Below are 12,146 nucleotides of genomic sequence, written 5' to 3' on the forward strand. Positions count from 1 at the left end.
AAGGTGCTTAAAAAACAAAACGCACGCCCCTTAATTTCTTAATGGTTAAAAAAACTAAAATATCCTAAGGTCGCTAAAAAACTAAATTTAACACCTAAGACACCTAAGTCCATCTAAGACACAGTCCCCTAAAATGTTCTAAGATGTCTAAGGTGGTTAAAAAACAAAACGCACGCCCCTTAATTTCTTAATGGTTAAAAAAACTAAAATATCCTAAGGTCGCTAAAAAACTAAATTTAACACCTAAGACACCTAGGTCCATCTAAGACACAGTACCCTAAAATGTTCTAAGATGCCTAAGGTGGTTTATTAACTACTACTTAAATCTTATCGCTTTCAGAGGGCTAATCCTGCTCACTAACATCGATGGAACAATTAGCACCAATGTACAAGTTACTATCGTAGCCAAGTTTAGCAAAAGTACGTCTTTAAGGTGCACCTCAATAGGTACATGATCTAAATAGTAATTCGTTTGATCCAGCTTAAACATATGGGTATATTGCTGCAAGAAACATAGTCCCAAGCCTAAAATATTGCCCAATAGTAAACCTATTCCCACTAAATAAACGGCATTGTAAAGAAATATTTTCATCATGCTGCCATTGCCCATTCCCATAGCCTTTAACATTCCAATCATGTTGGTACGTTCAAGAATCATAATCAGCAAAGCCGTAATCATATTGATGACCCCTACAATGAGCATTAAAATTAGCAATACCCTTGTATTCACATCCAATAACGACAGCCAAGTAAAAATTTCAGGCGTACTCTCCTCCACCGACCTTGACCTCAACTTCATTTCTAAGTTACGATAAACCTCATCGGCAACAGGTTTCAATTGACTAAAATCCTTAATACGTACTTCTATACCCCCTGTTTGTTGCGGCAGCCAATTGTTCAGCCTCCTAATCAGTCCTATATCTCCTATCACGAAACCTTTATCGAGGCTTTCTATTCCAATGTTATAAATTCCTACAATGGTCAATTTTCTTTTCCTTGGTGGATTTTGTACAAAGTGCATGATAAAGCTGTCACCTGTTTTCAACATCAGGCGATTTGCAGTATACTCAGAAATGAGTACCTGTTGCGCAGCTTTGGTGCTATCCGCAAAATCAATGACCTTGCCACTCACCAAGTGCTTTTTAATATAGGCCCAATCATAGGTAGCATCAATACCTTTAAAATTGACCCCTTCTACCTCGCCATTGGCCACTATAATGGCAGGTTTGGTGGCAAAAGGGTAAAAAGAAGCTATCTGTTTATTATTCTTTAAGTTGTTGATGGTAGTATCGTTTGGAATAAACGGCGATTTCTCAAAAGAACCATTCAAATCAAACCTGTAGATTTGTATATCACCAATAAACCCTCTTACCTTATCCTGTATTTCCGTTTTAAAACCTTTAATAATAGCAATGGAAAGAATCATAACCGCCAAACTCAGCATGACGCCGGCAATAGCAATGCGCACAATTAGCTTTGAAAAGGTTCTTTCAGCTTTTAAAGAAATACGGCTCGATATAAAATATTCTACGTTCAACTTTTTGCAATAAATTGTAACTTCGTAAAAGTGCTAATTCAATTTTGATTTAGCCTAATGTGCTTAAAAACCCGAAAATGAACAAATCCATTCTACTTTTTAAAATTCTCCTAGCTGTTTTTACACTTTCAGCTTGCGGCCAAAACAGCAAAAAGACGCAAAAAACCAACTCAATCGTCAAACAAAACCGAGCTTCCAACAGCACATTTAAAACTGGTGCCGAGCAAACCGAACTTTATTTGCCTCTATTAAAAGGCAAACGTGTAGGCATGGTGGTTAATCCAACTTCTGTGATAGGCAAAACAACTACCGTTGACAGCTTGTTGAAGCGTGGCGTAAAAATAGTAAAGATTTTTGGTCCTGAGCATGGTTTTAGAGGTAATGCAAGTGCGGGCATCCATGTAAGTAATGAAACAGATGCTAAAACGGGCATCAAAGTAGTTTCTCTCTATGGAAAACAAAGCACACCTAGCAAAGAAAACTTAGCAGACATTGATGTCATGATTTTCGACATTCAGGATGTAGGCGTTCGTTTCTATACCTATATCAATACTTTACAACGTGTAATGGAAGCTTGTGCAGCGAATGGCAAAGAGGTAATGATTTTCGACCGTCCTAACCCTAACGGCTTTGTAATTGATGGACCAATTTTAGCTCCAGAGTTTAAATCAGGTGTTGGGATACAACCCATTCCAGCTGCTCATGGATTAACAGTAGGTGAATATGCTCAAATGTTAAATGGCGAAGGCTGGCTAAAGGACAAATTAAAATGCAAAATTACGGTCATCAAAAATGCTAACTACAACCATGATATGCCTTATGAGCTTCCAGTTAGTCCATCACCAAACTTAAATACACCACAATCTATCTTATTATATCCTAGCACTTGTTTGTTCGAAGGCGTATATGTGAACCACGGTAGAGGTACCAAATTTCCTTTTACGGTATTGGGCGCACCATATTACAAAGGTATTTACGAATTCTCATTTACGCCGACAGGTATTAAAGGCATGGCCGAAACACCAATATTTAAGGATGAAACTTGCTACGGTATCGATTTAAGGAATTATGACACCTCTATTTTCAGGAAAACACGTCAAATCAATATCCAATGGATGATAGAACTTTACAAAGCTTCTCCTAAAAAAGAAACGTTCTTTGATTCGAAATTGAGCAATCAGATGTTACCTATCGAAAGACTCATTGGTGTAAGCGATTTTAGAAAGCAGATTATGGCTGGAAAAAGCGAAGCTGAAATTAGAGCAAGCTGGGAACCAGGTTTGAGTAAGTACAAAGAAATGAGGAAAAAGTATTTGTTATATCCTTAGTTGGAACAAGGAATAAGGAACAAGGAGCAAGGATTAAGGAGTAAAGATGAAGTTTGTATTTATTCCTTGCTCTTTGTACTTTTATCGAAATCACCAAGCTTGATCACCTACCAATGGTACAAACCTAAAGGTATCTAGCTCAATCCTATCGTATTCATTTTCGCTCACACGGATGACGGTAATCATCTTCTGCGATTTCTCATCGCCTACAGGAATCACCAGAATCCCTCCTATCTTCAACTGTTTCAGCAATATTTCGGGCACAAAGGGTGCTCCAGCAGTTACAATAATCTTTGCATAAGGCGCATGTGCCTCAATTCCTTTTGAGCCATCACCCAAGAAAAAATTAGCCTGATAACCCATTCCCGGCAGCACCTTGATAGTCCTGGCATATAAATTTTCCTGGCGTTCAATAGTATATACATTAGCACCAAGTTCCATCAAAATACAAGTTTGATAGCCCGAACCGGTGCCAATTTCCAATACTTTATCTCCTTTTTGGATATGTAACAGCTCTGTTTGATAAGCTACAGTATAAGGTTGTGATATGGTTTGCCCATCACCAATAGGGAAGGCAATATCTCTATAAGCCTGGTTCCAGAAAGTTTCGTCGAAAAAGAAATGACGAGGCACCTTGCCTATTGCCCTGAGTACTTTCGCATCAGATATTCCTCTTTCTTTTAAGATTTCTACAAGTTTTTTTCTTGCGCCTTTTTCCCGATAATTATCTACAAACTTATAAGCCATTTGTGCCAAAAATAGCTTTAAACTCCGTATTTAACCAAATTACCGGACATAATTTTTACCAACATCCTTCAACAGGGAGAATGCCAGAACAGCAATTCTCAAACTATTAACTTATTAGCACTTTTTAGCGCAATCGCTCACAAATATTTTATACTTTTGTTTATCCAATAAAGTTTGCATGAATAGAGTTATACTTGTTATTGTTTCATTGTTAATTAGCGCCTCAGCATTTGCCCAGATTGACGGGAACTACAACTACAGTATTGGCATTAAAGGTTACAACATTGTTCAAATGCCAAAAATATTGCAACAAACCAATACCGACGATTATACAACCATGTGGCTAAACAGCGGCATGATCAAGATCAACGATAATCAAATGGCTTTTAGGATCAGTGGTCACTATTATTACAAAAGAGATTTGACTTTCGACAACCAATGTGAAACCTGCGAAACGGCCAAAGGTAATTTCAGCGACTTCTCCATTAAAGTAGGTTTCGAGAAAAACTTTAACTATTCGGTGATACAGCCATATTTTGGTTTTGATATCGGTTTTAGAGCGAGTCATTTTAAGGGAGATATCGAAAACAAAAATTCATCTAACCTTAAAGTTTCTTATGCTGCAAATTCTAATAAAAACGGCGCAACTTTTTCACCAGTATTGGGGGTTAAAGTTAATGCACTAAAAAACCTAAGTTTCTTTGCAGAGTCTACAATGGATTTCTTTTATGCTTATGAGCGCCAAGAGACGGTATTAAATGATGCTAACAATACCAGAACCTTTGCCAAATACAACAAGCTGGAAACTTTGCTTAACCCAGTTTCAATTGGCATACAATTTCATTTGGTAGGCAAAAACTAGTAGGGGTCAACGTCTATTTGCGCAATTACGCTTCTGAAATCTTTTTGGGCATTAAAATCTCTGATGGTATCTAGCAAAACTGTTTTTACCTTTTGCATAGCTGCCGTTCTTTCTATCTTAAGAATAATTTGCTTGATGTAATAGTTCCTCACTCGGGACACCAAAGGTTGTTCTGGGCCTAATACCCTTTTCCCCAACTGAGCTCTTAAGTTGTTGGCCAATGTTTGTGCCGCCATATTAAGCACGTTGGCATCTTTATGTTTTACGTTAATAAAAATCAATCTTGAGAAAGGCGGATAATGGAACTGCTTTCTTTCTTCCAATTCGTCGGCATACATTTGCTCGTAGTTGTTTTCTATGACCTGCTTAATGATACGATGATCATCGGCATAGGCCTGAATACATACCTTACCCTGTTTGTCTCTACGACCTGCCCTACCTGCCACTTGGGCCAACAATTGATAGCTCCGTTCAAAAGCCCTAAAGTCGGGAAAGTTCAGCAAAGTATCGGCATTGATTACTCCAATAAGGCTCACATTCTCAAAATCGAGTCCTTTAGCCACCATTTGGGTACCAATCAGGATATCGTTCTTCTTCTCCTGAAAATCGCTGATGATTTGTTGCATGCCATTTTTGGTACGGGTGCTGTCCAAATCCAAACGGGCTATTTTAGCATCCGGAAAAATCAAGCTCAACTCTTCTTCAATCCTTTCAGTACCAAAGCCTTTTTGCTCCACATGTACCGATCCACAAGCTGGACATACATTGATGCTGTTTTGATAATAACCACAATAATGGCAATGCAATTTACCGCTAGATTTGTGGTAGGTTAAGCTCACATCACAATTCACGCATTTTGGCGCGTAACCACAGGTAGCGCATATTAAAATAGTAGCATATCCCCTACGGTTCTGAAACAGGATTACCTGCTCCTTCTTTTCCAAGGCTTCGGCTATATCATCTACCAATACACTGGTAAAGTAAGAAGTCATTTTCTTACGTTTGGTTTCTTCTGCAATACTTACTACTTCCTGCAAAGGAAGCTGAACACCTCCAAAACGCTCATTGAGTTCTACCAGACCATATTTATCCGTTTTGGCATTATAATAGCTTTCTAAGGACGGCGTGGCGGAACCCAAAATTACTTTGGCCTGATGTAAATGTCCCAAAAACACAGCGGCATCACGAGCTTGGTAGCGAGGTGCCGGATCGTATTGCTTGTAAGAGTTTTCATGCTCTTCATCAACCACTACCAATCTTAAATCATGAAATGGCAATAAAACGGCCGACCTTGCACCTAATACGACTTGATAAGCACTATTTAGCACTTTATTCCAAATTTCCACCCGCTCATTATCGTTGAATTTGGAGTGATAAACTCCAATCTTATTTCCGAAGTATAGCTTTACACGTTCTACAATTTGCGTAGTTAATGCAATTTCCGGTAACAAGAATAACACCTGTCCGCCATTAGCAATAGCCTCTTCGATTAATTTGATATAGAGCTGCGTTTTGCCCGACGCCGTAACACCATGTAGCAATACCACATCTTTATGCTGAAATTGTTGGTTTACCTGATCTAATGCTGCTTGCTGATGTTCACTAAGCTTAAAATTAACATCGAATATTTCGCCATCACTGCTTAATCTGCTAACCGGTCTTTTTTCGACATAAAATATTTCTTTGTCCGTAAGCGCTTTTAAAGCTGCCTGCCCACAACCACTTTCTTCGATTAATTGGTTTTTGGCGATATAGCCTTTGTCTTTGCTTAGCTTCAAATAGCCCAACAAGGCATCTAGCTGTTTAGGAGCTTTTTCTAGTTGGGCAAACAATTGTCTTAGGTTTTCCTCTTCTAGATAAAATGCATTAAGCTTTACGAAGGATTTAAGCAGTGGCTTGTATTTATCCACTACTTCTTCGGCAGCAATAATTACTTCTTTAGCGATTAGTGAATTTACGAGGGGATAAACCGTTTTTTGGCCCAATAAACTCGCCACTTCATCAACACTAATGCGATGTTGTTTATGAAGCACTTCTACAATAACCCTCTCTTTGTCATTTAGTTCGACCTCTTCAGGTTGCTCCTCTTTTAAGAGAAGTATGGTTTCACTGGCCAATTTCAAGCCCGTAGGCAAAGCAGCAGCCATTACATCGCCCTCATTACATAAATAATAAGAGGTTATCCATTCCCAAAACTCAAATTGCTTGCTGGTCACTACCGGATAGTCATCAACCACATCAATCACATATTTTGCCTGGTAATGCTCCGGCGGATTAGCACCAATACTTTTCACCAAAGCCGTGTAGATCTTATGCTTTCCAAATTGCACCACTACCCTTTTGCCAACAGCAATTACCTCATTAAGTTCAAAAGGAACTCTATAGGTGTAGTTAATTGCCAATGATAGGGGTAACACAACCTCTACAAATAGCGTCTCTCTTTCCGAAAAATCCGACTCCGCAAACTGCATTATTTATCCTTTAAAGCGGCCAAAAATAAACACACCCATCCTAAAATAAACCCAAGCCCGCCTATAGGTGTTATTGGCCCCAAAATACTTGCAAATGATAAATGATAGGCATCTTTAATCGCCAATAGATATAGAGAGCCGGAAAATAAAACAATCCCTAAAGTGAAAAAGAAAAACGACAGTGCTATGAGTTTGTTTTTATATCTAGCAAAGGTAGAAAGGTACAAAATAGCAAAAGTATGATAAAACTGATACTCCACACCCTTCTGCCATATTTCCAATTGATTTGGTGCGATGATATTCTTTAACCCATGTGCTCCAAAAGCACCAAGTATTACAGCAAGCGCACCAAAAAAGGCAGCGGTTAAGATTATTCTTTTGTTCATGAGCAACGGCATTAAATAGCGCTAAATTAACAAAATGCCTTCATAATCTCGCTAATCATAAAATTAAATTAAATTTGCTGTACATAGTTATGAGAAGAATCTATATCCTATTAATTATACTTGTGCTTGGGGTAACAGGCATGGCCTATTTATACTTTTCAAATTTAAATAGGGAAAGTAGTCCATCTGACGTTTCGCTAAATCTTATATCTGCCAATGCCCCAATCATCTTCACTTTCGAAAATGACAAAGGTTTTTATGACATCCTCAGTCAGCAAGATGTAACCAATAATCTATTGGGAACAGCCAAGAGCGATTTACTAAAAGCCTTAAGAGAAAATGTTATCAATAATGCAAAGTTCAACCACTTAATAGAAGGAGAGAAAGTTGTTGTTGGTTTTTTACCCACTAAAACCGAACAAGTAGACTTCATTATCGCTACACAAACCAAGGAAAAAAAGATTGACGCCCTAGCTCTTAATCAAATAAATGCCACCTTAAAGGAAGACGGAAATGCCTATCATATCAAATTTGGTGATAGCAGCGAATGTTATGTAGCCGTCATCAATCGCTCTATTTTTCTTTCCAATAGTAAAAAAGCATTATCTGTGCTAGCGGAAACCAAGATCCCTAACAATGAATTTGCGGAGTATATCAAACAAAATAATAGGTTTGGAAAAAACACACTGGCCAACGTTTACATCAACTACAAGCAATTACCGCACCTGTTAAAGAGCATCCTCAATACTAACTTGACAGGCGAATTAAGTGTATTTAATCAACAGAATGCCTATGCTTCTTTGAGCTATAATTTTAGCAGCGATAAGCTTTTGCTCAATGGCTATACTGAAGTTAAAGATGCTCAAAATTATTTCAAGCTTTTTGTAGACCAAAAAGAACAAAAAATAAATATCGACCAGTTCTTTCCCGAACAAACCGCCAACTATACCTTATTTAACATCGATGATTATGCGGTGTGGGACAAGGCACTTAAAGCTTGGCAAAAAGGCAAAAAAGAGGATGAAAAAATTGCAGAACAGCTCCGAAACATCGACGAAAAATACAGAATTGACATTAATCAAATCTTCCCTAAGTATTTTAATAAACAACTTGCTACAATAGAGTTAAAAAGTGGCGAAAAACTTGGAATCGTAGAGATTAAAAATGGGGATAAACTTGGTCAGCTCCTTTTAGATTTGGGTAGCGATTATGCTCCTGACGTTAGGATTTTTAAAGAACCCAATTTGCTTTACAACTATTTCGGTGAACCCTTTAAAAAATTTGAACGCCCGTTTTACACCATTATCGACAATCATTTGGTAGTGGCCAATAATGCCAGCACGGTACAGGTATTTTTAAATGCCTACAGGAATGACCACTTATTGATGAACACTGATGACTATCACACTTTTAAAGACCAAACTTCGAGTGCTGCCACCATCGCTTTTTACATCAATAACAAAAACAGCAACGACATTTTTGGCAGAAACCTAAAAGCACCTTACTACAAGCAATATAAATCTGAAAAGGGCGTTAAAAGCTACAATGCTTTTGGTTATCAGCTATCTGCTGATAATGGAAAGTTCACAAGCAATATTTTATTGCTTAAAAACCAAACAAAGGCTGACACTGTTAAGCTTACAGAGAATTAACGTTTAATTATTGATAAAACAGCTAATTTAACCTAAAAACAAATGGCTTTATGAGGAAAGGCTTAATAGTTCTCCTTTTAGTTGTTTCTACCTTAAGTGCCGTTGCACAACAATATGCATTATTCAATACAAAAACATTATTCGATTCGTTTGAGAACCCTGCTCAAAAATCTTTTGTATTGGATTCATCTCGACAATTTGCCTCTAATTTCCTTATACCCTATCTCGATCTAAGTGGTTTAAGTCCTGGTAATTCGAACATAGCCATCAGAAACTTAGTTAAACAGGGCTATGCTCAAAGCAGAGTTGGAGATTTTGCCAACCCGAAAACTATGCGTGAAGAAATAAATGCATACTTGGTGGCAATTAGGCTATTTAAATATCATAAATACCATAGCGAGATGGGCTTTTCTTGGCAAATCAAATCGGAAACCCAAGTTGACTATGACGAGAATATCAGCAAGGGACTATTTTACGATACTTTTCAGCGGTTTGCTACCATACCCCGCATCAACCTGTTCAATAACAACAGTAAGATGCTGACTTACCATCAGATCAGTTTTACTTATCGCGAGAACTATACCAAACGCTGGGCATTAGGTGCAAAAGTGAGTTTATTAAGTGGTATTGGCTATATGGAATTCGACGCTAGTAGATCTTCGGCCAGAGTTAATTCGGCCACGTTAGATGTTGATATGGCTGCAAAATTTAGGCTCAATTATCCTGAAGGTGGCGAGGTTAAATTCAAAAACGGTTTACCTTACAAAAATTTAGGCGCAGCAATTACACTCGGCACTACTTACACCACCAAATCTGGTATTTTCATAATGGCCAACGTGAAAGACCTGGGTTTCATTAGATGGGGAAAAAATTCATACTCGGGTTCTTTTGATATTACACAAAGTAATATTCCACTTACCGGAAATGCTGGAGAGCAAGAAGAGGATAAACTTCAAAGGGCACTAGATAATTTGGCCAAAGGCAACACCCAACAAAAACGTTTTATTGCTCCAATAAACAGCAGAGCTGATTTCCTTATTTCAAAAACTTTTGGAGCCTACACGCCCAACTTAATCATCAGTAAACATATTTTTGATCAATATGGCGAAGCGGCATTGGTAAACACCATCAAATCTGGCACTTTCTCTTTCAGTGCCATACCAAGCTATAATACAGATAAGAACTTTAGATTAGGAGTACAAGGAATGATCCAAACGCCCAACTTTGAAATGTTTTTAGGCACTAATGATTTGATAGAAACTTATTATGCTGGTAAAAACATCGTCAACAGCAAAGATGTTGTAGAAACAGGCTATCGTCGTGGATCGATTTATTTAGGTATGGCTTTTAAAATTGGTTATATCGTTGAACACCCTATGAACATGAGCTGGATGCCTGGTGTTGGCGAAGGCCAGGAACGCCAGAGTTTCTTTGGTCGCATTTTCGGCATATTCAAGAAAAAGCAGCGCTAAACTTTTTTCTTTGGCGTAGTGAACACGAAATCTTTAAGGTAAAATGGTTCAAAGTAGGCTACATCTTCAAACACCTTAGCTTGATATGCCTCATAGGCCAAACTACTCATATAACCGGCACTATTAAAATTATCTGCGTAGAAATGCGCATTGGGGTCATCTATTACTGTTTTGCATTTTTCGGCCCCATCACCTATAAAGGCTATGTAATTACTCTGCAATTCAATCACGAAGCTCTTATCATCAACTATTTTAGCGTGAGTATGTTCCACTTCAGCCAGCTTATGATCAAAAACGGCGGTAAATACCTCCATCCTTCTGGCGTCGATCATTGGGCACACCAAGCCTCCAAAGTTCGGATGCTTTGACAGATATCCATTTGCCATCATTTTTAAGGTATTAATCGCAATGAAAGGTTTCTCCAAGGCAAAGCACAATCCTTTAGCGGTAGAAACCCCAATACGTAGCCCTGTGTAGGAACCCGGTCCTTTACTTACCGCAACAGCATCTAAATCAGCATAGGCTAAACCAGTCGTTTTCATCACCTCATCAATAAAAAGCGTAAGGTTTGAAGCGTGAATATTTGGTGCTTTTTCTTCTTTAAGCACTACCGTTTCTCCATTTACCGAGATGGCTACCGAACAAACGGGCGTAGCTGTTTCTATCTGAAGTATTGTTGACATTGAATAGTTGAAAGTCTAAAGTGCAAAGTTAAAAGTTTAATCCGCTTTCAACCTTTAACTTTGAACTTTTTAAGGAACTGGATCATGACCATGTCCCCCCCAAGGATGACAGCGCCCGATACGTTTTAGTGTTAGCCAACCTCCCCTAAAAGGCCCGTGTTTTTTAATTGCTTCTATCCCGTATTGCGAACATGTGGGCGTATACCTACAACTTGCACCCAACAAAGGCGACAACAACCATTGGTACAATTTGATAATGCCCAAGAATAACCAAGAAAATAAAAGCTTAATGACCTTCATTGCTATTGATTTGTCCTAACAGTTTAACAAAAACTTGCCTTATTTTCTTTTCCAGGAATGCGTAAGGATGAATTTCCTTGCCTACATATTGCAACGACAAAAGCAGCACTTTGTTCTGATCAGTCAAATACTCATATAAAAATGCCTGCTTTTGCAAACGATAAGCCTCTCGGGTTCGTCGTTTGATCAGATTCCTATCCACGGCATGCTTGTAGCGCTTTTTAGCTACGTTAATTACCACTTGAGCTGGATAACGATGGGTTTGGGCATCCAATATAAAAGTTGCCCTATAGGGATACAATAAAAAAGAAGAGCCTTTTTTAAATAGCAAGTCCAAGGACTTTTTGCTACATAAACGCTCTTCTTTATAAAATTTATTCATTTTTTGATTGCTAAAATGCAGAAGTTAAATTGATCTGCCCTCACCACAAGGGTGGCAATCAAAAATTATGCTTTATGACGACGCTCGTCAGAAACTGTCAATCTTTTTCTTCCTTTTGCACGGCGAGAAGCTAAAACTCTTCTACCGTTTGCTGTAGCCATTCTTTCGCGGAAGCCATGTTTGTTTCTTCTCTTTCTTTGCGAAGGTTGGAATGTTCTTTTCATAACTATATAATATATTAACTAGAGTTTTTAATAAGAGGTGCAAATATAAAGCGATATTTTTAAAATTGCAACAGCAAATTAATTTATTTTTAAACTTGCTAG

At 38.1% G+C, this 12,146-nt stretch carries 12 protein-coding genes; 4 read left to right on the forward strand and 8 right to left on the reverse strand.

From position 1 onward, the window contains the following. Positions 1-316: 316 nt before the first annotated feature. Entirely contained in the window at positions 317-1,537 is a 1,221-nt protein-coding gene (locus tag ABDV71_RS14515; RefSeq protein WP_343533776.1) for an FtsX-like permease family protein, read from the reverse strand. 77 nt (positions 1,538-1,614) lie between these two features. Between ABDV71_RS14515 and ABDV71_RS14520 the strand changes: the two genes are divergently transcribed. Beyond that, complete coding sequence (locus ABDV71_RS14520) at positions 1,615-2,865, forward strand: DUF1343 domain-containing protein (protein ID WP_343533777.1); 1,251 nt, start codon at positions 1,615-1,617, stop codon at positions 2,863-2,865. A gap of 90 nt (positions 2,866-2,955) precedes the next feature. On the opposite strand, the gene ABDV71_RS14525 is transcribed toward ABDV71_RS14520, so the two are convergent. Continuing rightward, the gene (locus tag ABDV71_RS14525) at positions 2,956-3,612 is read right to left on the reverse strand and encodes a protein-L-isoaspartate(D-aspartate) O-methyltransferase (protein WP_343533779.1); all 657 of its coding nucleotides are present in this window, start codon (positions 3,610-3,612) and stop codon (positions 2,956-2,958) included. A 178-nt stretch (positions 3,613-3,790) separates the two neighbouring features. Between ABDV71_RS14525 and ABDV71_RS14530 the strand changes: the two genes are divergently transcribed. After that, positions 3,791-4,474 (forward strand): hypothetical protein, encoded by a 684-nt coding sequence (locus ABDV71_RS14530; RefSeq protein ID WP_343533781.1) that lies wholly within the window; start codon positions 3,791-3,793, stop codon positions 4,472-4,474. Here ABDV71_RS14530 and priA read toward each other — a convergent pair. Next, positions 4,471-6,945: a primosomal protein N' gene (priA, locus tag ABDV71_RS14535; RefSeq protein WP_343533783.1), complete on the reverse strand. Its 2,475-nt coding sequence runs from the start codon at positions 6,943-6,945 to the stop codon at positions 4,471-4,473. The two genes, ABDV71_RS14530 and priA, sit on opposite strands and share 4 nt — an antisense overlap. Further along, positions 6,945-7,331: a DUF423 domain-containing protein gene (locus tag ABDV71_RS14540; RefSeq protein ID WP_343533785.1), complete on the reverse strand. Its 387-nt coding sequence runs from the start codon at positions 7,329-7,331 to the stop codon at positions 6,945-6,947. The genes priA and ABDV71_RS14540 overlap by 1 nt, the downstream gene beginning before the upstream one ends. Before the next feature lie 89 nt (positions 7,332-7,420). On the opposite strand from ABDV71_RS14540, the gene ABDV71_RS14545 reads away from it, so the two are divergent. Together ABDV71_RS14545 and ABDV71_RS14550 are read left to right on the forward strand one after the other, a co-directional pair. Next, positions 7,421-8,983, forward strand: coding sequence for a hypothetical protein (locus tag ABDV71_RS14545; protein ID WP_343533787.1), 1,563 nt, complete (start codon positions 7,421-7,423; stop codon positions 8,981-8,983). 50 nt (positions 8,984-9,033) lie between these two features. After that, positions 9,034-10,455 carry a DUF5723 family protein gene (locus tag ABDV71_RS14550; protein WP_343533789.1) on the forward strand — a complete coding sequence of 474 codons (1,422 nt, stop codon included), beginning with the start codon at positions 9,034-9,036 and terminating at the stop codon, positions 10,453-10,455. Here ABDV71_RS14550 and tsaB read toward each other — a convergent pair. The 4 genes from tsaB to rpmH form a co-directional block, all read right to left on the reverse strand. Then, positions 10,452-11,138: a tRNA (adenosine(37)-N6)-threonylcarbamoyltransferase complex dimerization subunit type 1 TsaB gene (gene tsaB / locus ABDV71_RS14555; RefSeq protein WP_343533791.1), complete on the reverse strand. Its 687-nt coding sequence runs from the start codon at positions 11,136-11,138 to the stop codon at positions 10,452-10,454. The two genes, ABDV71_RS14550 and tsaB, sit on opposite strands and share 4 nt — an antisense overlap. Before the next feature lie 69 nt (positions 11,139-11,207). Next, positions 11,208-11,438 (reverse strand): membrane protein insertion efficiency factor YidD, encoded by a 231-nt coding sequence (yidD, locus tag ABDV71_RS14560; RefSeq protein ID WP_343533793.1) that lies wholly within the window; start codon positions 11,436-11,438, stop codon positions 11,208-11,210. Further along, on the reverse strand, positions 11,425-11,820 hold the full coding sequence (locus ABDV71_RS14565; RefSeq protein ID WP_343533795.1) for a ribonuclease P protein component: 396 nt from the start codon (positions 11,818-11,820) through the stop codon (positions 11,425-11,427). The genes yidD and ABDV71_RS14565 overlap by 14 nt, the downstream gene beginning before the upstream one ends. A 65-nt stretch (positions 11,821-11,885) precedes the next feature. After that, the gene (gene rpmH / locus ABDV71_RS14570; RefSeq protein ID WP_013632808.1) at positions 11,886-12,044 is read right to left on the reverse strand and encodes a 50S ribosomal protein L34; all 159 of its coding nucleotides are present in this window, start codon (positions 12,042-12,044) and stop codon (positions 11,886-11,888) included. Between the last annotated feature and the right edge of the window lie 102 nt (positions 12,045-12,146).

The organism is Pedobacter sp., from assembly GCF_039594775.1.
In the GTDB taxonomy this organism is placed as follows: domain Bacteria; phylum Bacteroidota; class Bacteroidia; order Sphingobacteriales; family Sphingobacteriaceae; genus Pedobacter.